This window comes from Campylobacter sp. IFREMER_LSEM_CL1846 (genome assembly GCF_025772105.1).
GTDB lineage: Bacteria > Campylobacterota > Campylobacteria > Campylobacterales > Campylobacteraceae > Campylobacter_D > Campylobacter_D lari_D.
This window is the reverse complement of the sequence record NZ_JAKMRM010000008.1, coordinates 1-22,182: the sequence shown is the minus strand read 5'-3', so window position 1 is coordinate 22,182 and position 22,182 is coordinate 1. Positions and strand designations below refer to the sequence as shown.

The window sequence follows — 22,182 nt, the reverse complement described above, 5'->3', positions numbered from 1 at the left end:
TAATATTATAAAAAAAAATTGCTTATATTTTAATGAAAATTCATTTTATTAGCACAAAAATATCCACCCAAAATTACACCTGTAAAACCACCTCCAGGAAATATAAAAGCATTAGCAAAATATAAATTTTCTATACTTTTACTTTTATAATGCAATCTATATTTAACCCCTTCTTGATCTTGAGAAAATCCATAAATTGTACCCTCATAAGCTTTAGTATATCTTTGTATAGTTTTTGGCGTGGCTAATTCTTGATGGATTAAGTGTGAACTTAAATTTGGAAAAATCTCATCTAGTCTTTGCACTATGGCTTTTAATACTTCTTCTTTTTTAGTTTTATAATCTTGCTTATTTAAATCCCATTCGCTATAATTTGAACTAAAAGCTACAACACCTATATATTTATCGCTAGCTAAGCCACTATCAACCTTAGAATAATTCACAAAAGCCATAGGCCTTTGTTTAATATCTAGTTTTAAAATATTAGTGTTTTCATATGAGCTATTTAAAAAATCATCTTCGAATATAAAATTACAATAATCCATATTTTCATAAATTTTAGAAATATCTTTATCATAAATAAAATAAGCACTCACTAAAGAACAAGCACGCTTTTTAGATTCTATTGCTTTGATTTCTTGGGTTAATTTTAAATCTTTAAGCAAGTCTTTATATACGATTAAAGGATCGCAATTTGCGATGATATTTTGCGCACGGATGGTATGTTTTTGATTATTTTGAATGTATTCTATTCCATAAGCTTTTTGTTCTTTTGTGAGTATTTTAACAACTTCAGCCTTAGCTAAAACCTGCCCTTGATTTTCTTTGATAACCTCAGCCAAAGCATCACTTAAAGCTTGCGAGCCACCTTTAATATACACCCCACCATCATAATAATGCTTTTGAGCAATGCCATGAAAACTGAAAATAAATTCTTTACTATCATGATGATAATAACTCATATTTGCATTTAAAATCTTTTTTAGCTTATCATTTTTAATATAAGCATTTAAAACATCATAAACTTTTTTATTAAACAATCTATTTTTAATAAATATCCAAGCAGTGTCAAAAGGAAACAACAACAACTCACTTAATTTTAAATCCCAAGGAAATCTTCGAATAGCATAAGCTTGCGTTTTTATAGCTTTAAAATATTTATCTATACCTTTACACTCTTGCGGAAATTCTTTTTTCAAAACTTCTTTTACTTTTTCTATACCATGAGGTAAAGTTAGATTATAATTTTTACTTTTAATACTCCATGCACTTGGTAAAGGTAAAATTTCAATTTTATCCTTTATACCAAGTTTTTCAAAAACCAAATGCTTCATATCAGTTTTTGCTTCACCTAGGTCCATCTCATGAAGTCCCGCATCAATCAAAGCGCCTTTTCTTTTAAAACAAGTAGCACAACCACCAATTAAAGAATGCTGTTCTAAAACTAAAACCCTTTTTCCATTTTTAGCTAAAAAAGCGCCTGCACTTAAGCCTCCAAGACCTGAACCTATAATGATTACATCAAATTTTACATCCATTCTAAAACCTCACGCAATTCTTTAGCTACAAAACATTTTAAGCCAAGTTCCTCCATAGGTTTTACAGGTACTATGGCATTTTTAAATTTTTGCATTTTAGCTTCTTTTAAACGCACATCAAGTGAAAATACTTCTTTGATTTCACCATTTAAACTAAGCTCACCCACAAAAACACTATCTTTACTCAAAGGGCGGTTTTTAAAACTTGAAATAATTGCTGCAACCACCGCTAAATCTGCTGCAGTTTCACTAATTTTTACCCCACCACTTACATTAATAAAAACATCATAATGTCCCAAGGGAATTTCAAGCTTTCTCTCTAGTAAAGCTATGAGCATATCTAAACGATTTTTTTCATAGCCTGTTGCACTACGCTTTGGATAAGCACTCTCACAAACTAAGGCTTGAATTTCTAGCACTAAAGCTCTGCTTCCTTCCATCACTACACTCAAAGCGCTACCACTTACTGCTTTACCACGCGTAAAAAATCTATTAGCTATATCTTTAGCACTAATCAAGCCTTTGGAAGTCATTTCAAAAATACCAACTTCGGAAATATTTCCAAAACGATTTTTAAAGCCTCTTAAAATTCTTATTTCTTTATTGGCATCGCCTTCAAAATAAAGCACTACATCTACCATATGCTCTAAAATTCTAGGTCCAGCTATAGCCCCATCTTTAGTGATATGTCCTATGATAAAAGTGCTAATATTATTGGCTTTAGAATAGCGCATCAATTCAAAAGTAATTTCTCTAACTTGAGTGATACTACCTGCTGCTGAAGTAATTTTATTGGAATATAAAGTTTGAATAGAATCAATAATTAAAATTTCATAATCTTTTTTAGAAAGCTCGCTTAAAATATCTTCTAAGCAAAGCTCAGTAAGTAAAAATAAATTCTCACAATTTGCATTTAAACGATCCGCACGCAGTTTGATTTGAGATTTACTCTCCTCGCCACTTACATAAAGCACTTTTTTACCACTTTTAGCCAAATTCGAAGCAATTTTTAATAAAAGTGTGGATTTTCCAACCCCAGGTGAACCCCCAATTAACACCAAAGAACCCACAACAAGCCCGCCACCTAAAACTAAATCAAGCTCATTATCATCAGTGCTAATGCGTGTGAAATTTTCTGCTATAACATCATTTATACATACTGCAGAACTTGGAGTATTTGAGAGTGAATTTAACTCTTTTAAAACCTTAATTTGTTCTTGCTTTAGCTCAACAAAACTATCCCAAGAACCACATTCAGGACATTTGCCTAGCCATTTACTTTGTTGATTTCCACAAGCTTGACATTCAAATAAAATGTGTTTTTTAGCCATAAATTAAGCAAAAATCTCTTCAACTAAAGTTTTAACATATTCACTAGGGTTAAACTCATGAATTTGTCCTAATTGTTCCCCTACTCCTACATATAAAATAGGAAGTTCAAGCTCTCTTGCTATGCTAAATAAAGCTCCACCTTTGGCAGTTCCATCAAGTTTTGTAATAATCACTCCATCAAGTTTTACTAAATCATTAAAAGCTTTTGCTTGCAAAATTCCTGCTACACCTTGAGTGCCATCAAGCACAAGGATTTTTCTATGAGGAGCTCCTTGCATAGCTTTATCACTTATGCGGACAATTTTTTCAAGCTCATTTGCAAGATTTTTTTGATTTTGCAAGCGTCCTGCTGTATCTAAAATAACCCTATCATAGTTTTTTGCCAAAGCTTTAGAAATAGCATCATAAGCAACTGCCGAAGGATCATGTCCTTGTGAAGTAGCTATGATATCTATATTTAATTTTTGTGCCCATAATTTTAACTGCTCTATAGCTCCTGCTCTAAAAGTATCACAAGCTCCAAGTATAACTTTTTCACCATTTTCTTTATGCAAATGTGCCATTTTAGCAATGCTTGTAGTCTTACCTACCCCATTTACACCTAAAATCAAATCCACAAAAGGCTTAGCATTAGCAAGTTCAGGCTTATCATAAATAAAATAAGTCCCCATAACACGCTCTAAATCAGCCTTTTTAACCTCATCACTTGGAGGAAGATAATAAATAATCTCTTCAACTATCTCATACGCCACATCAGCTTCTAAAAGCATTTCTTCAAGCAAATCTTTAGTAATAATTTTATTTGAAGCCTTAACTAAATGAATACTTTCTAAGGTTTTTTTCAAACCATTTTTTAAAAATCCAAACATTACATTATCGCTTTTTGTATATCTATATCTAACATTTCTTCAGGAATTAAACCTAAATACTCTTTAACTTTTTCGCCCTTTGCATTAAATAAAACCATTGTTGGAATAGAGCTGATATTTAAAACTTTAGAAAAAATAAAACTATTCTCTCCTAAAACCGAAGAAAAATTCATCTTTTCTTTTTGTATAAACTCCAATAATTCTTGTTTTTTATCTTCTTCTAAAAAAAGCGCTATGACTTCAAATCTATCTTGATATTTTTTATTTAAATTATTTAAATGTGGAATTTCAGCTTTGCATGGCTCACACCAACTTGTAAAAAATACAAACAACTTAGCTTTTGCTGTATCATCAAAATTAAATTCTTGTTCATGGTATTTCACATACATTTTTCTACCATCTAAAAATTTCAAAGTAAAATCAGTATTTTCACTTTGACTTAAACTTGCATTATCAGTATTTTCATTACTAGAATTTTCTTTATCACTTGAGCATGAAGTAAAAAAAATCATAGCAAAAATTGCTAAAAAAATTTTAAATTTCAAGTCATATCCTTATGATTTTTTAAGCTTAAAAGTATAACATAAAAAGTTAAAAAACCAAGGAAAGCTTTGATAAAAAATGACTTTAGAATAAAACAGAAATTTAAAATGAAATTAAAACTAAAATTTCAATACAAAAGAGATTTTTTAGTTTTTCAAGAAGTAAATAAAATTTTAAAATCTTGTAAAAATTATAAAAATATCCTTATATATATTCCTTTAAAATATGAAATTAATCTTTATAAATTCAGACATTTTTTAACAAAAAAATACCGAATTTTTGTTCCATTTATGCAAGATAAAAGTTTAAAGGTAGTAAAATTAAGGTTAACTCTTGATAAAAAGAGTTTTGGGGTATATGAACCAAAAGATTCTTTTTTGCAAACTCGTATAGATGTTGCAATCATCCCTGTTATAGGAGTAGATGCAAAATTAGGAAGAGTTGGTCATGGCCAAGGATTTTACGATAGGTTTTTTGAAAATATTTCTTATAAAAAACCTTTAGTTATTTTCACACAAATGATGGATGCAAAATCTCATCAAATTTTTAGTCAAGACCATGATATAAAAGGAAATTTTTATATAAACCCATATAAAAAATATTTTAGGAAAGTTAAAAACAATGATAGAAATATTAGTTGCATTAATAGCCGTTTTCATAGGCGGAGGGATTGGATATATAGTCGCCAAAAAGATTAATGATGCAAATTTCAATATCTTTTTAGAGCAAGCAAAAGCAAAAGCAAAAGCCATTGAATATGAAGCTGAGCTAACACTTAAAGATGCTAAAAATTCAGTTGCTGAGGCTGAATTTGCAGCAAAGAAAAAATTTGATGAAAAAATTCAAAAACTACAAAAAGAGCATTCTATTAAGCTAGAAGAACTCAACAAAAAAGAACAAAATCTTCATTATCAAGAAAAACTTCATGAAGAAAACAAAAACAAATTAGCAAAAGAGCAGCAAACTATAAAAGCTTTACATGAAGAAAATGAAAATTTAAAACAAAGCTACGAAATAAAGTTAAATGATGTTTTAAAAATTCTTGAACATTCAGCTGGTCTCACACAAGAAGAGGCAAAAAGCATAGTCTTACAAAAAGTAGAAGAAACCTCAAGAGCTGAAATTGCTCATATTGTTAGAAAATACGAAGAAGAGGCTAGAAATGAAGCCAAAAGAAAGGCTAATTTTATCTTAGCACAAGCTACTTCAAGATTTGCAGGAGAATTCGCTGCTGAAAGGTTGATCAATGTAGTAAATATCAAAAATGATGAGTTAAAAGGACGCATTATAGGTAAAGAAGGGAGAAATGTTAAAACCTTAGAAATGGTTTTGGGTGTTGATATTATCATAGATGATACGCCTGGAGCAATTATAGTAAGTTGTTTTAATCTTTATAGACGCGCCATTGCTACAAAGGTGATTGAACTTTTAGTTGAAGACGGTAGAATACAACCTGCAAAAATAGAAGAAATCCATGAAAAAGTTTGCAAAGAATTTGAAGATAATATCTTAGAAGAAGGTCAAACTATAGTAATGGATTTAGGACTTAATAATATCCATCCTGAAATTGTTAAATTAATAGGAAAATTAAGATATAGAGCAAGTTATGGACAAAATGCTCTAGCACACTCTTTGGAAGTAGCGCATTTAGCTGGAATCATAGCAGCTGAGTGTGGTGGCGATGAAAAACTAGCAAGAAGAGCTGGAATTTTACACGATATAGGCAAGGCTTTAACGCATGAATTTGAAGGTTCTCATGTAGATTTAGGAGCTGAACTTTGCAAAAGATACAAAGAACATCCTATAGTGATTAATGCGATTTATGCTCACCATGGACATGAAGAGGCTACAAGTATAGAATCAGCTGCAGTTTGTACAGCAGATACACTAAGCGCTGCACGCCCTGGAGCAAGGCGTGAGGTGCTTGAGGCCTTCTTGAAACGAGTTAGCGAACTTGAAGATATAGCAAAAAGTAAAGAAGGGGTTAAAAAAGCTTATGCTATTAATGCTGGTAGAGAAATTAGAGTTATTGTTAATGCAAAATTAGTCAATGATGATGAATCTGTGCTTTTAGCTAAAGAAATAGCTGAAGAAATTCAAGAAAAAGTTCAATACCCTGGTGAAATAAAAGTTAATGTCATCAGAGAGCTTAGAGCTGTTGATTTTGCAAGATAGGGTTTTTCATGCAAGAAATGATTGATAATCTTAGCACTTATGGTTATTTGATTTTATTTTTTTATTCTTTTGGTGGAGGAATGGTGGCCATACTTGCTGCCGGGGTACTTTGTGCAAGTTCAACTAAACTTGATTTGCATTTATGTATATTTTTAGCCTTTTTGGCTAATACCATAGGTTCAACCCTATTATTTATTCTAGGAAAATATTATAAAAAAGACATAATGCCTTATTTTAAAAATCATAGAAGAAAAATCGCTCTTGCTATGATAAAAATCAAAAAATATGGAGATTTACTTTTAGTAGTGCAAAAATTTATTTACGGGGTAAAAACTATCATTCCTATAGCAGCAGGCCTTTGCAAATTTAGCTTTGTAAGATTTTTTATCATCAATACCCTAGCTAGTTTAATTTGGGCTATAATACTTGGTTATGCTGGATTTATTTTTGGAAACACCTTAAAGGAGGCTTTTGAAATTTTTTCAAATCATCCTTATATAGCACCTGCCTTTATAATCACTTTAATTTTTATTATATGGTTATACTTATCACGCTTTTCTAAGAAAAAATGAATTTAAAATTCTCTATAAAAGATCCTTATAGAGAATTTTTAATTTTATTATTATGTTTTTTAGCAATTTTTAGCCTAAATCTCACTTATGAGTATAAAAAATACCAAAATTTTAAACTCACAAAACATTTATTGCTTAAAAATAATATCATTATATCTAGCTATCAAAAAACTAATAAAAAAGGTAAAAAATACCAAGTTTTTAAAATTAAAAATTCTGATTTTGTTTTTTACACTACTAGTTTTAAAGATCTAAATTTAAGTAAAAATGATATTATAAATCTTAGGATTATTACTAAAAATATTAACTTTAAAGATTATCTTAGTAAAAATTTTTTTGTACCAAGTTATGATTTTCATAAAACTAATACTCAAAAAGAAAATATCTTAGTGGAGTATTTTTTAAATCAACATCAAAATGAAAAAATCAAAGAATTTTACGGGGCTTTATTTTTTGCAAAAAATGTATCAAGTGAGCTTAGAAATGATGTAAATTTTTACAATATCGCGCATTTAATTGCTATTAGTGGATATCATTTGGGCTTGCTATTTAGCTTTTGCTTTTTGATTTTTGCTCCTTTATATGCCTTTTTTCACAAACGATATTTTCCTTATAGAAGTTTAAAACTTGATATTAGTATTTTTGCTTTCTTGCTTTTAATTTTGTATATATTCTTAATAGACTTTAGCCCTTCTTATATAAGAGCTTTATGTATGAGTATTTTTGCTTTTTATCTATTTAGCAAAAATATTAAAATTTTGAGTTTTAAATTTTTATTCTTAAGTGTAATTTTATGTATAAGCTTATTTCCACATTTATTATTTAGCGTTGGCTTTTTGTTTTCAAGTTTAGGAGTATTTTATATTTATTTATATTTACATCATTTTAAAGATAATTTTTCAAAAAATTATATTCATATTGTTTTTATAAATTTTTGGACTTTTTTAGCAATGATGATTCCTGTATTATATTTTTTTCCACTTATTAGTTTTCAACAATTTTTAGGTATACCTCTAAGCATATTATTTGCTTTATTTTACCCTATAAGTTTATTACTGCATTTATTATCTTATGGAGATGTATTAGATGAAATATTATTAGCATTATTTGATTTTAAATTAAATAGTATATTGTTACACATACCATTAGAAATTTATCTTATTTATATATTTTTATCCTTCATGGCTATTTTTCATCGTTATTTAGCTCTTTTTGTAATTTCTCTTGGTTTTATTCCCTTTATTTTCTTGATTTAAAATCAAATAAACCCTTAAACCCAAAAGATAAATAATCCAAGAAATATAAATCCACAAAAAGAAAAACAATATCACAGAAAAAGAACCATATACATTTAAATAAGTTTTATTATATACAGCATAATACACAAAAATCATCTTAGAAATATACCAAATCACAGAAGCACCAAAAGAACTAATAAGCAAAGTTTTTAAATCACCTTTTTTACTCACTGAACTTGAATAAGATGTAAAAAACAAAGCCCATATAATCACATAAGGTAAAATCTCAAAAAAATTTAAAGCAATATTAAAATCATCTAAGGTTTTTTGTATAAAACCTGAAATGTAAAAACTCACTCCAAGTCCAAGTGGAATTAATGTTGCCAAAGTCCAATAAGAACTTATACTATGCCAAAGACTTTTAGAGTCTTCTTCTAAAAGCTTATTAATAACATAATCATAACCTGAAAAAAATGCCAAAGAAGTCAAAGCCATAGCTAAAAGACCAATTAAACCAAGATTGACACTATTTTTTAAAAAAGTGTTAATATATTGTGTTATTAATTCTTGTTGAGTTGGGATTAAAAAAGTAAAAATTAAATTTTTAATTCTTTCTTGATACATTTCAAAACTTGGAATTTGAGTAAAAACCCAAAAACATAAAAATAAAAGCGGTATTAAAGATAAAATAGTATAAAAACTCAAAGCTGCAGCATAATTTAAAATTTCTTTATCTCTTATGCTTAAAAGAATTTTTATGAAGTTTTTAAAATTCATCAAAGTCCCATTTTAAAAGGATTAAGTATATTATTTGGATCAAATGCTTTTTTGATATTTCTCATCAAGTCCATTTCAGCTTCGCTAAAAGCAAGCTTCATAAAAGGAGCTTTTGAGATACCTATACCATGCTCCCCACTTAAAGTCCCACCTAAAGAAACTGTAAGCTTAAACACCTCTTCTACAGCTTCGTAACCTTTTTTAACCAACTCAGGATTATTTTTATCACTTACCATTACATTAGTATGCACATTACCATCGCCAGTATGACCAAAACAAGGGATTTTAAAACCATATTTTTTAGAAATTTCAGCTATGCCTTTTAAAAGATCAGGTAGTTTTGAACGCGGCACTGTAATATCTTCATTAAGCTTTAAATTTCCATACATTGCTATACTTTGAGAGCAGTTTCTTCTAGCAAACCAAATATTGACTGCTTCTTGCTCATCTTTTGCTATTTTAAACTCTCTTACGCCAGATTCATAAAAACTCTCTTGCAAAATTTTTAAATCTGCTTCAATAGCCTCTTCTACATTGCCATCTACATCAGCGATTAAAATCGCACCCGCATCCATAGGTAAGCCTTTTTGGAATTTTTGTTCTAATGCTTGTATGCTTAATTGATCTAAAAATTCCATAGATACAGGAGTCACACCTTTAGCTAAAGTTTTATAAACTGCATTCATTGCTTCATCAATGCTGTTAAAAATCCCCATAGCTGTCTTTTTAAACTTTGGCAAAGCTACTAGTTTTAAAGTAATCTCACTAAGCACAGCCAAAGATCCCTCACTTGCTATTAAAATTCCAGCTAGATTATAACCCGCTACATCTTTTATAGTTTTTTTACCTGCTCTAATGATTTCTCCATTAGGTAAAACAGCTCTTAAAGCCATTACATAATCTTTAGTTATACCATACTTAGCAGCTCTCATACCCCCTGCATTTTCGCTTACATTCCCCCCTAAAGAAGAATACTCCATACTAGCAGGATCAGGTGGATAAAATAAACCATATTCTTTTGCTTTTTCTTGTAAAGCCATATTTATCACACCAGGCTGCACTACTGCAACTAAATTTTCAAGATCAATTTCTAAAATTTTATTCATATGTTTTTCAAAGCTTAACACTACTCCACCATTAATAGCTAAGCTTCCACCGGTAAATCCACTACCTGAGCCCCTAGGAATAACGATGATTTTATTTTCATTACAATATTTTAAAATTTGACTAATATCATTTTCATCTCTTGGAAAAAGCACTCCATCAGGTAAATAATGCTTTTTAGTAGCATCATAACTATACGCTCTTTTGTGGATAGGATCAAAATGAGCATTTTCAACCCCTAAAAGATCTTGAAAAAATTTTTGATGGATTTCTTGCATTATTTTTCTCTAGTTAAGCTAATTAATTTTTCATAATATACATAATAATTTCCAATTGCTTCATCATTTAAGCTAAAAATATCGCTTTTATAACCTGTAATTCTTGAATAAAATGGAATTTGCAAACTTTGAGCTTGAGGTATGTTAAATTCTTCTATCTTGCCAAAATCTTGACAATCAACTATCTCAGCTTTATTTTCTAAAGCTACCACTAAAAGCCCAACAGCATTTTTTGAACAAAAAGATCTAAAATCTGATCTTCTTGGAGTTTGGCGGTATTCTTGTATCATATGAGCACCAAATAAATCAGGGTGTAAAAAATAAAGTCCATTTAATTTTTGAGCTATAAAATCATACACATTTTTATCAGGAGCTATAATCAAGGCTCTATCATATAAATAATTTAAAACTATTTTATCGCCTACTTGTGGCAATACATTTGGTAAAGGCATAGCATCTTGAGCTAGCATATCAAAAACTTTAAATTGTAATTTAACTAAGCCATTTTCACGGCCTATCACACTAGCTCTTGCAATAATTGATTTTTGTGTATCAATTTCATGCACAACTATACCACTTGAGTGCAATAAAATTCTAGGATCATCTTTTATATAACCATAAATATCATCTACTTTTTCAAGTTTTGTTTGTATTAAATCAAAATTTTTAGCTTGCAAAAATGCTAAAAAACAACAAAGCATTAAAATAATTCTTGACAACTGATACTCCTTAAAAAAGTGTAAAAATTAAATTATATTGTATTTTCCTTACAAAATTGTAAGAAAAATTAAGTAAAATACAAATTTATGTTTAAATTTTAGAAGGCTTTAAAATACCATGAAAAAAATTTTCATATCTTTACTTATATCGATAAAACTTTTTGCTATTTCAAGTGTTGAAGAACTTTCTTGGGAGAATGGCAAAACTTTACTTGATTTTTTACAAGATCACTCCATACCTTTAAATTTATACTATAATCTTGATGCTGAAGATAAAGAACTAAGTGCAGAAATTGCAAGTGGTATTAAATACCAAATGTTAAAAGATGATCAAGGAGAATTAGAACAGGTTTTAATCCCAATCAGTGATGATTTACAAATTCATATTTACAAAAATACTGAAAATAAATTCGTATTAAGTTTTACTCCAATTTCTTATACCAAAGAAAAAAGAACTATTCGCGTAGCTATTAACAATTCAGCTTATCAAGATGTTTATGATGAAAGTGGTAGCGTAACCTTAGCAAGAGCTATGGTAAGAGCTTTTAAAAATAGTGTTAATTTTAAAAATGTTAGAAAAGGCGATAGTGTAGTATTAATTTATGAGCAAAAAAGAAGACTAGGAAGACTTTTTGGCGATATTAATATCCAAGCAGCTTTAGCTAATATTAGAGGTAAAGAATATTCTGTATTTTTATATAAAGATTCTTATTATAATGCTCAAGGAAAAGAGCTTGAAAATTTCTTTTTAACTAAACCTGTCAAATATACAAGAATTTCAGATCGTTTTACTAGAGCAAGATACCATCCTATATTAAAACGCTATAGAGCACACCTAGGTATTGACTATGCAGCTCCAACGGGTACTCCAGTTAAAAGTGCAGGAGATGGAACGATTAGCTTTGTTGGGACAAAAGGTGGTTATGGTAAGGTTGTACAAGTAAAACACATGTCAGGCTATATGACTTTATATGCTCATCTTAGTCGCTTTGCAAAAATCAAACGCGGACAAAAAGTTAAGCAAGGACAAGTGATTGCTTATGTAGGCTCTACTGGTATGAGTACTGGGCCACATTTGCATTTTGGACTTTATCTAAATAATAAAGCAATTAATCCTGAAACTATAGTTAAAATTCCAAAATCAAGCTTAAGTGGAAAAAACAAAGAAGAATTTTTAAAAATGGCAAAAGAGTATGAAAACCGCTTGCAAAGCATTGATGAAAATTATAAAAATCCACCAAAAGAACAAAATATAGAAAATTCTATGGAGCTTTGAGATAATGAATGATTTTTTAGAAGCACAAGAACTTTTAAAAAATACTTTCAAAGATCAAAGTACCTATGAAATCAATGAAGCCTTAAAAACTATTAAAAGGCATGATGAAGAGCTTTATTTAAAAACTCTTAAATCTTTTGATACTTACACACTTGCAAATGTAGCTACTATAATGCCTGAACATATCTTAGAAGATATTTTAGAAAACTTAAGCATTATAAAGATTGCAAAAGCAGTAGAAGAGCTTGAAAGTGATGATGCAACAGACTTAATTAAGCGTTTTGAAGAGCTAAATCCACAAAAAACTTTAGCTATTTTAAACCGCTTAAGTTCAGAAGATAAAGAAGAAATTTTACGCCTTAAAAATTATGATGAAAATACTGCTGGTGCTTATATGCAAACAGAAATTTTCACAGCCTCTATTAATGAAAGTATAGAAAAGGCCATTAAAAGATATAGAATTTTAAAGCATTCAGGACAAGTAGATCAAATTTTTCAAGTTTATATCATAGATAAACAAGGAAAACTTTGCAATGCTATCAACCTAAGCGATCTCTTGCTTTGGGATTTTAAACTAAGTTTTGCAGATATTATTAAAAACAACAATGAAAAATATAAATGTTATAGCATTAAAGATCATGAAGATATACAAAAGGCTATTGATATAGTAGAAGATTATGATTTAAGTGTTTTGGCTGTTATAAATGATGATGGAGTGCTTTTGGGTAGAATTACTTATGATGATATTCATGATTTAATCCAAGAAAATGCAACAGAGCAAATTTATAATTTAGCCGGAGTTGATGCAGATGTTGAAGAAGAAAGTGCTTTTAAAGCAGCTAAAGCAAGAGCTTTTTGGCTCATGATTAATCTTACAACTTCATTAATTTCAGCTAATATCATCAGTCTTTTTTCAGGTGAAATAGAACAACTTGTAGCTCTAGCAGTACTTATGCCTATTGTAGCTTCCATGGGAGGTAACACAGGCTCACAAGCCTTAGCGGTAACAGTTAGAAAACTCTCACTCAATGAAGTAGAATTTAAAGATGCTAAAAAAGTTATATTAAGAGAGAGTGGAATTTCTTTATTAAATGGGCTTATATTTGCTAGCGTTATGAGTATTATAGCTTTTATATGGTTTAAAACAGCCCTTTTAGGACTTGTTATAGCTTTGTCAATGCTAATCAATCTAGCCTTAGCCGGTTTTGTAGGCTCTTTTGTGCCATTAACTTTGAAAAAATTTAAAATTGATCCTGCAGTAGGTTCAAGTGTTGTAATTACTGCAATTACTGATGGTTTGGGTTTTTTCAGCTTTTTACTCTTAGCTAAGATGATTTTATTATAAAAAGGAAAATTGTGTCAAGCATTATATATAAAAAACAAAACATAAAACTCACAGGAAATCAACTACAAATTGGCGATAATGCTCCAAAAGTGACTTTAAAAACTAAAAATCTTGCCTCGGTAGAAATAGCACCACCTGGAAAAACTCAAATTTTACTAACTTTTCCTAGCTTAGACACTCAAGTATGTTCCAAACAAGCTAAAGAAACTAACAAAAGATTGGCATCTATAAAAAACATTGAAGTGATTGTTATTAGCATGGACTTACCTTTTGCTATGGATCGTTTTTGTGCAACTGAAGGAATTGATAATATCATAGTTGCAAGTGATTTTGCCTTTAAAGATTTTGGCACTAATTATGGAGTATTAATACATGATAGTATATTTGCAGGATTATTAGCAAGATCAGCTTTTGTAGTTAAAGATGAAAAAATAATATACAAACAGCTCGTAAAAGAGCTGATGGGAAAAATTGATTTTAAAGATTTAGAGCTTTTTATACAAAACGATTATCGCTATTCTTTAAATTAACCTTCAAAATTGGTAACTATAAAATCTTCTTTTGGAGCTTCAATAAAGCACGATTTTTCTTTTAAGAAAAGCAAATCCACATGCCCTACAGGACCATTTCTATTTTTACCTATAATAAGCTCAGCTTTTTCTTGCACAGGATTTGGCATAAATTTTCTCTCATAAGTTTTGCCTTCATTTTTGGCTTTATTTTCTCTTTCTTTTTCTTCTTGTTCTCTATAAACCTCATCTCTATATACAAATAAAATCGTATCTGCATCTTGTTCTATAGCGCCACTTTCTCTTAAATCACTAAGCATAGGACGCTTATTTGCCCTACTTTCTAATGAACGATTAAGCTGTGAGAGTGCCACTACTGGCATATTTAATTCTCTTGCTAAAAGCTTTAAACCTCTTGAAATTTCACTCACTTGTAAATGCCTATCATTAAAAGCTGAGTTACTCATCATAAGGCCGATGTAATCAACTACGCAAAGCTCAATACTCTCATCTTGAGCCTTGATTTTGCGTAAAATTGAACGAATGTCTGCTATGCTAGCATAACCACTATCATAAATATAAAGATTTTTTTGCGCATATTCATTACAAGCATCACCTACCCTACTCCACTCATCATCGTTTAAATCTGCGATTAGAATTTTTTGCAAAGGAATGGAAGTTTTTGCACTGATTAATCTTTGCATGATTTGCGTAGCAGGCATTTCTAGTGAAAACATCACAACACCTTTATTTTGTCTTAGTGTTTTTTCTATAAAATTTAAACAAATTGTAGTTTTTCCCATGCCAGGGCGTGCTGCGATGATTACAAGATCGCCAGGTTTAAAGCCTTTTGTCATTTTATTAAGCTCACTAAAGCCTGTATCAAGTCCTAAAATATCTTTGTTTTCAGCTTCTTTTTGCTTTTTAAACTCATCCATAAGTTCAGACATAACCATAGTCATATCTTTAATACTATTACTATTTACACGGTTTGTGAGATTAAAAATCTCTTTGCCTATTTCATCTGAAATTTGAGAAATGCTTTTATCTTCATTAACCCTTGTAGGTATAGTATAAGCAAAATTTAAAAGTTGGCGTCTAATGGACTTTTCTCTTAATTCATAAGCGTATTTACTCACATCTGCTATGGAAGTAGTAGCTAAAACTTCAGCTAAAATTTGCTCATCTACTTTTTTATGTTTTCTTATAAAACTTGCACTTATAGGCTCGCCTGCATTCACACAAGCTAAAATAGCTTTATAAATATCTTGATGAGCTTTGAGCGAAAAATCATTAATTTCAATATCCGAAGAAACACTAAAAAAAGAATCTTCACTATATATACAAGAACTTAAAATCGCCCTTTCAAGATCTAAATCAAAATGCTCATTATTTTGACTCATACACGCTCCTAATTATAAATTTGCAAATAAATCAGTTGACAAATATCGCTCGGCTGTATCATTTAACATAGTCAAGACTTTTTTATCAGGGTTTTCTAAAGCAATTTTTCTAGCCATATATACATTTGCGCCACTTGAAATTCCTGCCATTATGCCGTTTTTACCAAGTTCTAAGGCTGTATTTATAGCATCTTCATTACTTACACAAACTATCTCATCTATAATTTTTTGATTTAAAATTTTAGGGATAAAATTTGCACCTATACCTTGAATTTTATGGCTTGCAGCGGTATTTTGACTCAAAAGTGGCGAAGATGCGGGTTCTAAGGCTATGATTTTGACATTAGGATTGTGTTCTTTTAAAATTTCTCCTACCCCGCTAATAGTCCCGCCTGTACCAAAACCTGCTAAAAAAATACCAAGATCAGGCAAAGCTTTTAAAATTTCTAAAGCAGTATTTTTTCTATGTGCGTTCTTATTGTTGATATTTTCAAATTGACTTACCATAAACGAATTTGGAATTTCACTCAAAAGCTCATTAGCTCTATCAAGCGCTCCTTGCATACCTTTGCTTGCTTGAGTAAGCTCTAGCTTTGCACCAAAAAAACTCATCATTTTTCTACGCTCAATACTCATAGACTCAGGCATAGCTATGATAAGTTTAAGCTTTAAGCTTGCACAAATCATTGCTAAAGCTATGCCGGTATTTCCACTTGTAGCTTCTATAATGGTTGTTTCTTGATTGATTTTACCTTCATTTAAAGCTTGTTTTATCATCTCCACAGCCGCTCTATCTTTTATAGAATGACTTGGATTAAAATACTCGCATTTAGCATAAAGATTTGGAGCAAATTCTTTTAAAGAAATAATCGGGGTATTACCTATACAATCTAAGATATTATTATAAACTGACATTGTTTTCCTTGTAATTTTTTAAAAACAATATCAAAAGAAAATTAATACTTAACTATGAAGAAAAACGCAAAAGTTAGAAACTTTTGCGCAAAGAATTATTTTTTAGCTTTTTTAGCAGTTTTAGCAGCAGCAACTGCGTCTTTAAGGTTTTTACCTACTTTAAATTTAGCAACTTTAGTAGCAGGTACTTTGATAGTAGCACCAGTGCTTGGTACTCTAGCTTCTCTAGCAGCTCTTTCAGCTACAGAAAATGTACCAAAACCAATAAAGCTAATGCTATCACCTTTAGCTAATACATCAGTAATAGTAGCGATTACTGCATCAGTAGCTGCAGTTGCATCTTTTTTAGTTAGCCCAGCAGTTTGAGCAACTTGAGAAATAAAATCTGCTTTAGTCATAAAAAGCTCCTTGATTAAAAATGATTGTTAAGTTTAACACATTTATCAAGCTTTTGCAAGAGGTTTAAACCCAAATCACAAAGAAAAATATGCTAAAAAAATGTTTTTGCTAAATTTATTACCACTTCAGGCTTTAAATCTTTCATACATTTATGGTGTTTTAAAGGGCAGATCTTTTGCATACAAGGCATACAAGCTAAATTTAAATGTGCTATTTTAGCATTTTCTTGCCAAGGCGAGGTTTGACTAAATTTAGTCGAGCCAAAAATAGCCACCGTTTTCACCCCATAAACTGCACCTATATGCATAGGACCACTATCGTTTGTGATGAGCAAATCAAGCATAGAAATATTTTTACATAAAGCATAAATACTAGTTTTGCCACAAAGATTTTTTGATTTGATACCTTCTTTTAGAAAAAAATACTCAATTTCATCACAAATTTCTCTCTCACTTTCTACTCCAAAGATTAAAATTTGATGAGTTGAGCTAAATTCTTTTGCTACCCTTGCAAAATAGCTCGCTTCCCATCTTTTCGCACTTCCAAAATGTGCACCCGGGTTTATACCTAAGATTTTTTGAGTTGATTTTGCTTTTATAGGGAGTTTTAAAGCATTTGAAGTGGCTTTAAAATTTAAGGCTTTTTCTATGAAATTTAAGTATTTTAAGACTTGGTGTTCTTCTTTTAGAATATTTTTATCAAAATAAAATCTTTTTTTTGCTTTAATTAGATTTAAAATGATCTTACTTGAAAATGCCGAGCGAAATGAAAAAGCTAGATCAAATTTACCAAGATTTTTTCTAGCTTTTAAAATTTGCTTATATCTTTGCTTTTTATTTTCTACTAAAATTTGAGCATTTTCAAAGCGTTTAAAAAGCTCTGTGCTCACAAAAGAACCATAAAAAGTAAATTTAGCTTGAGGGTATTTTTCTTTTATAGCATAAATAGCCGCACTAGCCATCACCGCATCACCAAGCCAAGTAGGAAGGTTGATAAAAATATTCATAATTTTCCTTAAAAATAAAAGCTATAATTATATCATCACTTTATTTAAAGAGCTAAAATGGGTCAAATTTCAATTATACTACCAACTTATAATGTAGAAAAATATATAGCTAGAGCATTAGAAAGTTGTATTAACCAAACTTTTAAAGATATAGAAATCATTGTGGTAAACGACCTTGGCAATGATAAAAGTATAGATATAGCTAAAGAATATGCTAGTAAAGATGATAGGATAAAAATCATACATAATGAAGAGAATTTAGGAACTTTTGCTAGTAGAAATATAGGTGTATTAAATTCAAGCTCACCCTATATAATGTTTTTAGATCCTGATGATTATTTAGAGCTTAATGCTTGTGAAGTTGGACTTGAAAAAATCAAAAATGTAGATATGGTAGTGTTTGATGCATATGTACATAGGGTGAAATTTAAGAAATTTTATAGATTTAAACAAGATGAACTTTTTAAAAAAGATGAATTTTTGGAATTTTTACTTAAACAAAAGCATTTTTGTTGGAGTGTTTGGGCAAAAGTATATAAGAAAAATTTGATTTTAAAAAGTTTTGAGCATGTTGATTTTAAAGAAAAACTTTGTTATGGAGAAGATGTGCTTTTTAACTATATAAATTTTATGCCAAGTGAGAGCTTTTTTGTATCGCAAGAATGCATATACCGCTATGAATTTAATGAAAATGGTAGATATGAAAACAAAAATAAAGAAATTTTATGGCAAAATTACCAACATAAAAAGCAAAGTTTAAAATGCATTAAAAAATTAGCTAATATTTTTCCACATAAACATTTTAATGAAAAAATATTAGAAGTCTTAGAGAAAGAAATTTTAGGGTTAGAGAGTAGAGTTTGGAAAAAGTAAAAGTTTTTATCATCAATCTAGAACGCTCAGAAGATAGAAAAAATTTTATGCAAGAACAAATTCAAAAACTCTTCGCGTGTAATCCAAATTTAAAAAATCAACTAGAATTTGAATTTTTTAAAGCCATCGATGGTTTTAAAAATGAGCATTTGCGGTTTAAAAGCCACTTCCCATGGTGGTGTCAATTTGTACTTGGGCGTGAACTTAGTGATAGTGAAAAATCATGCTTTGCATCTCATTATAGTTTATGGAAAAAATGTCAAGAACTTAATAGCCCTATCATCATTTTAGAAGATGATATTGTCTTTAGTGATGAGCTTTTAAACAACTCAAACATCATTGAAAAACTACTAAATAGTAACTATGAATACATAAGATTTTATTATCTTTTTGATAAAAAAATACACCATTTAAATAATAATTTTTATATAAGTTACGAGAATACTGGTGGTACACAAGGATATTTTATACACCCAAATGCTGCAAAAAATTTTATTGAAAAAGCGAGATATTGGTTTAAGCCTGTAGATGATTATATGGATATGTATTATTATAATAAAATACAAAACATTATATATAAACCATTTTTGCTTAACTTAAATCATGTAGAAACTACCATAACACAAAGAAAAAAGAAACTTAGCATACCATCTAAAATTATAAGAGAAATTATAAGATTTTATTTTTCAACTTTAAAAATTATTTATAAATAAAAAATTGTTTACTTTTAAATGTGCAACTTGCAAGTGATAATTATTAGATTTCTACCAAATAATAAAAACAATCATTCTAAAGCAAAATTATTATATGTATTTATAATTCTATCTTCATTTAACAATTTCTCATCAATCCTTGAATTTATAAGGTAAGAAAATTGATCTTTAAAATTACTTAACAATATCCAATCATTTCGAATTTTTAATTTCCTATGCTGCTTTACAAATGGAAAATGCCAATTGGTTAATTCTGTATGATATATATTTCTTCCTTTTAACATAATATTTCATATGAAGAAAAATTATCATATTGATATAAATTATCTTTAGAAATTTCTATCCAATCAAATCCATCTTCTACAATCAAAACTTCTTCCCATTTTAATTGATTATTTTTTATAAGCCAGTGATCAGCAACATCAACAAAATAATGAGGGACAATATATACTTTATTATTTTCGACAGCAATATTTAATCTAGCTATACTGACTATATCGTTATCCTTTTGTGGTATATAAAAACTTTTATATAATTTTTTAGCATCATAAATATGATCTACATCTATTTTTATAAGCCATTCATTTTTCGGTATAAAGCTAGCAATATAATTATAATAATTATACAGCTTATTCTTTTCAGATTGTGGATTTTCAATTTGTACTTCATAAGGGTATTTTACTGGTATAAAAGAAGGGTATTGTTTACAAAATTCCAAAATAATTTCTTCACTTCCATCAGTACAATCATTATATCCTATAACACCTCTTTGTATTGCAGGCAATATACTTTCTAATGAAGCTCTTAAAGTAATAGCTTCATTTTTGACTCTTATAAAAGCCCAAGGATTTAAAGAAGATTTTGTATCTTTTTGAGTTTGGATCAAAGTCAAAACAACCATTATGCCCCCCCCCCATTAATGGTTTTATTAATTTTATAAAAATACTTATTATTGTATGTTTTTATTTTGTTTAAAATATTTTTGGGCAACTTAAAATCAGTTTTTTGTAAAGATATGGTTTTATTGTTTAAATTATATCTTATCTTTTTTCTTATAGATTTTATTGGTATAAATATAAGCAATAAATTTATAAATATTTTTCTAAATTTCATATTTTTTAATGTTTCCTTATGTATAATAAAATAAAAAGAAAGTATATATGAATAATCCCTTAATTACAATTATCATCCCAATATATAATATAGCACCTTATTTAAGAGAATGTTTAGATAGCGTTGTCAATCAAAGCTATAAAAATTTAGATATTGTTTTAGTAGATGATGGAAGTGATGATGAAAGCTTAGATATAGCTTTAGAATATCTCAATAAAGATGAAAGAATATTTTTAATCTCTAAGGAAAATGGAGGATTGAGTTCGGCAAGAAATATGGGATTAGAATTTATAAAAGGAACTAAACTTAGAAGCTTTTTTGAAGATAATAAAGAACAAGATATAATTTCTTTTACCTCAACTCATACCTTTGACAAAAATACAAAAATAATTAACAAAGAAACTGTAAAATCAAATTTTATGCAAATTCAAAAAAGATACATAAAAACAAATATAGAAAATATAAATGATTTATTAGTGCAAGAGCTACCAAATTCTATAATTCACTTTTTAGATTCTGATGATTATTTTTTAAACGATTGTATAGAACTTTGTGTGAAAGAAATGATTGAAAAAAATTTGGATATTTACACACATGGGTTTGAAGAATATCATGAAGAAAATTCTTATTTTTTAAAAAAACCACCAACAGACCTAATGCAAAAAAGTAAAAAAATATTTTTTAATACCGGCATAGAACTATTGCAAGAAAATAACTTTTTTCAGTTTTATTTTACTTGGCAAGGAACTTTTAAAGCTAAAATTTTAAATCAATATAATCTTCGTTTCACACATGGAATTTATCATGAAGATCATGATTTTGGAACTATATTGTTTTGCTTGGCGAAAAAAGTTTTTTATATCAATACAACCTTAATGATATATAGAATTAGAAAAGGCTCCATAACAAATATCCAAAATACTTTAATACCGCAAAAATTACCTAAATATCTAGAGCCGCTAAAAGAGCATTTTAGCGATTATAAAGAGCTTAGAGAATATTTTAGAATTTATTGCCTTGTTAAAATAGCGAAACAATTATATATTTTTAATATTGATATTAAAAATGATTTTTTAAAAAAAGGCATCAAAGATTATTGTATGTATTATTTTAATATGCAAATAGCTAAAGATCCTCTAAAAATCAAAAAAGAAATTATTTTTTTTAAAAAAAATATTGAAATTTATAAAAAATACCTGAAATTCAAAATGATTATTCGTCATCCTAAAAAAATTTTTCAGGATAGAACATGAGTCAAATTTCCATCATACTACCAACTTATAATGTAGAAAAATATATAGCTAGAGCATTAGAAAGTTGTATAAACCAAACTTTTAAAGATATAGAAATCATTGTAGTAGATGATTGTGGTAATGATAAAAGTATAGATATAGCTAAAGAATATGCTAGTAAAGATGATAGGATAAAAATCATACATAATGAAGAAAATTTGAAACTTTTAAGAGCAAAATATGAAACATCAAA

Annotated in this window: 21 protein-coding genes and 2 pseudogenes; 11 read left to right on the top strand and 12 right to left on the bottom strand. The window is 28.9% G+C overall.

Features of this window, described 5'->3' with window-relative positions:
- Positions 1 to 29 precede the first annotated feature (29 nt).
- Genes L8W40_RS04975 through L8W40_RS04960 form a run of 4 tightly spaced genes read right to left on the bottom strand, consistent with a single transcriptional unit; the run spans position 30 to position 4,284 of the window.
- The gene (locus tag L8W40_RS04975; protein ID WP_263664835.1) at positions 30 to 1,538 is read right to left on the bottom strand and encodes a phytoene desaturase family protein; all 1,509 of its coding nucleotides are present in this window, start codon (positions 1,536 to 1,538) and stop codon (positions 30 to 32) included.
- The gene (gene radA / locus L8W40_RS04970; RefSeq protein ID WP_258108000.1) at positions 1,529 to 2,869 is read right to left on the bottom strand and encodes a DNA repair protein RadA; all 1,341 of its coding nucleotides are present in this window, start codon (positions 2,867 to 2,869) and stop codon (positions 1,529 to 1,531) included. Before radA ends, L8W40_RS04975 begins: the two co-directional genes overlap by 10 nt.
- Positions 2,870 to 2,872: 3 nt before the next feature.
- The gene (ftsY, locus tag L8W40_RS04965) at positions 2,873 to 3,739 is read right to left on the bottom strand and encodes a signal recognition particle-docking protein FtsY (protein ID WP_133319699.1); all 867 of its coding nucleotides are present in this window, start codon (positions 3,737 to 3,739) and stop codon (positions 2,873 to 2,875) included.
- Positions 3,739 to 4,284, bottom strand: a complete 546-nt coding sequence (locus L8W40_RS04960; RefSeq protein ID WP_133319700.1) for a TlpA family protein disulfide reductase — start codon at positions 4,282 to 4,284, stop codon at positions 3,739 to 3,741. Before L8W40_RS04960 ends, ftsY begins: the two co-directional genes overlap by 1 nt.
- A 66-nt stretch (positions 4,285 to 4,350) precedes the next feature.
- Between L8W40_RS04960 and L8W40_RS04955 the strand changes: the two genes are divergently transcribed.
- The 4 genes from L8W40_RS04955 to L8W40_RS04940 are packed head-to-tail and all read left to right on the top strand — an operon-like array spanning position 4,351 to position 8,285.
- The gene (locus tag L8W40_RS04955; protein ID WP_263659763.1) at positions 4,351 to 4,980 is read left to right on the top strand and encodes a 5-formyltetrahydrofolate cyclo-ligase; all 630 of its coding nucleotides are present in this window, start codon (positions 4,351 to 4,353) and stop codon (positions 4,978 to 4,980) included.
- Positions 4,904 to 6,457, top strand: coding sequence for a ribonuclease Y (gene rny / locus L8W40_RS04950; protein WP_263659764.1), 1,554 nt, complete (start codon positions 4,904 to 4,906; stop codon positions 6,455 to 6,457). The genes L8W40_RS04955 and rny overlap by 77 nt, the downstream gene beginning before the upstream one ends.
- An 8-nt stretch (positions 6,458 to 6,465) precedes the next feature.
- Entirely contained in the window at positions 6,466 to 7,029 is a 564-nt protein-coding gene (locus tag L8W40_RS04945; protein ID WP_133319703.1) for a DedA family protein, read from the top strand.
- Complete coding sequence (locus L8W40_RS04940; protein ID WP_263664834.1) at positions 7,026 to 8,285, top strand: ComEC/Rec2 family competence protein; 1,260 nt, start codon at positions 7,026 to 7,028, stop codon at positions 8,283 to 8,285. Before L8W40_RS04945 ends, L8W40_RS04940 begins: the two co-directional genes overlap by 4 nt.
- On the opposite strand, the gene L8W40_RS04935 is transcribed toward L8W40_RS04940, so the two are convergent.
- Genes L8W40_RS04935 through L8W40_RS04925 form a run of 3 tightly spaced genes read right to left on the bottom strand, consistent with a single transcriptional unit; the run spans position 8,232 to position 11,136 of the window.
- Positions 8,232 to 9,044, bottom strand: coding sequence for a YihY/virulence factor BrkB family protein (locus L8W40_RS04935; protein WP_263664833.1), 813 nt, complete (start codon positions 9,042 to 9,044; stop codon positions 8,232 to 8,234). The genes L8W40_RS04940 and L8W40_RS04935 overlap by 54 nt on opposite strands.
- A complete protein-coding gene (locus tag L8W40_RS04930) occupies positions 9,044 to 10,426 on the bottom strand; it encodes an FAD-linked oxidase C-terminal domain-containing protein (RefSeq protein WP_263664832.1) in 1,383 nt (460 codons plus the stop codon). Before L8W40_RS04930 ends, L8W40_RS04935 begins: the two co-directional genes overlap by 1 nt.
- Entirely contained in the window at positions 10,426 to 11,136 is a 711-nt protein-coding gene (locus L8W40_RS04925) for a plasminogen-binding N-terminal domain-containing protein (RefSeq protein WP_412175223.1), read from the bottom strand. Before L8W40_RS04925 ends, L8W40_RS04930 begins: the two co-directional genes overlap by 1 nt.
- Positions 11,137 to 11,263: 127 nt before the next feature.
- Here L8W40_RS04925 and L8W40_RS04920 point away from each other — a divergent pair, with 127 nt between their 5' ends.
- From L8W40_RS04920 to tpx, 3 genes are read left to right on the top strand one after another with little or no spacing between them, the layout of a single operon-like run.
- Positions 11,264 to 12,421 carry a M23 family metallopeptidase gene (locus L8W40_RS04920; protein ID WP_133319708.1) on the top strand — a complete coding sequence of 386 codons (1,158 nt, stop codon included), beginning with the start codon at positions 11,264 to 11,266 and terminating at the stop codon, positions 12,419 to 12,421.
- Between the two features lie 4 nt (positions 12,422 to 12,425).
- Positions 12,426 to 13,766: a magnesium transporter gene (gene mgtE, locus L8W40_RS04915; RefSeq protein WP_263664831.1), complete on the top strand. Its 1,341-nt coding sequence runs from the start codon at positions 12,426 to 12,428 to the stop codon at positions 13,764 to 13,766.
- Between the two features lie 11 nt (positions 13,767 to 13,777).
- Positions 13,778 to 14,296, top strand: a complete 519-nt coding sequence (tpx, locus tag L8W40_RS04910; protein WP_133319710.1) for a thiol peroxidase — start codon at positions 13,778 to 13,780, stop codon at positions 14,294 to 14,296.
- Here tpx and L8W40_RS04905 read toward each other — a convergent pair.
- The 4 genes from L8W40_RS04905 to waaF form a co-directional block, all read right to left on the bottom strand.
- A complete protein-coding gene (locus L8W40_RS04905) occupies positions 14,293 to 15,678 on the bottom strand; it encodes a replicative DNA helicase (RefSeq protein ID WP_257938844.1) in 1,386 nt (461 codons plus the stop codon). The two genes, tpx and L8W40_RS04905, sit on opposite strands and share 4 nt — an antisense overlap.
- 12 nt (positions 15,679 to 15,690) lie before the next feature.
- Positions 15,691 to 16,593, bottom strand: a complete 903-nt coding sequence (gene cysK / locus L8W40_RS04900; protein ID WP_263664830.1) for a cysteine synthase A — start codon at positions 16,591 to 16,593, stop codon at positions 15,691 to 15,693.
- 95 nt (positions 16,594 to 16,688) lie between these two features.
- Positions 16,689 to 16,991 carry an HU family DNA-binding protein gene (locus L8W40_RS04895; protein ID WP_039619003.1) on the bottom strand — a complete coding sequence of 101 codons (303 nt, stop codon included), beginning with the start codon at positions 16,989 to 16,991 and terminating at the stop codon, positions 16,689 to 16,691.
- Positions 16,992 to 17,083: 92 nt separating this feature from the next.
- Positions 17,084 to 17,998, bottom strand: coding sequence for a lipopolysaccharide heptosyltransferase II (waaF, locus tag L8W40_RS04890; RefSeq protein WP_263664829.1), 915 nt, complete (start codon positions 17,996 to 17,998; stop codon positions 17,084 to 17,086).
- A 57-nt stretch (positions 17,999 to 18,055) separates the two neighbouring features.
- On the opposite strand from waaF, the gene L8W40_RS04885 reads away from it, so the two are divergent.
- Entirely contained in the window at positions 18,056 to 18,871 is an 816-nt protein-coding gene (locus L8W40_RS04885) for a glycosyltransferase family 2 protein (RefSeq protein ID WP_263664828.1), read from the top strand.
- The gene (locus tag L8W40_RS04880) at positions 18,859 to 19,584 is read left to right on the top strand and encodes a glycosyltransferase family 25 protein (RefSeq protein ID WP_263664827.1); all 726 of its coding nucleotides are present in this window, start codon (positions 18,859 to 18,861) and stop codon (positions 19,582 to 19,584) included. Before L8W40_RS04885 ends, L8W40_RS04880 begins: the two co-directional genes overlap by 13 nt.
- Before the next feature lie 71 nt (positions 19,585 to 19,655).
- Here the strand turns inward: L8W40_RS04880 and L8W40_RS08125 are convergent.
- Positions 19,656 to 20,697: pseudogene (locus L8W40_RS08125) on the bottom strand (beta-1,4-N-acetylgalactosaminyltransferase).
- Positions 20,698 to 20,744: 47 nt separating this feature from the next.
- Between L8W40_RS08125 and L8W40_RS04870 the strand changes: the two are divergent.
- Together L8W40_RS04870 and wlaN are read left to right on the top strand one after the other, a co-directional pair.
- Entirely contained in the window at positions 20,745 to 21,950 is a 1,206-nt protein-coding gene (locus L8W40_RS04870; RefSeq protein WP_263664826.1) for a glycosyltransferase family 2 protein, read from the top strand.
- Positions 21,947 to 22,182: pseudogene (gene wlaN, locus L8W40_RS04865) on the top strand (beta-1,3 galactosyltransferase); the annotation flags it as partial. The gene L8W40_RS04870 and the pseudogene wlaN, both read left to right, overlap by 4 nt.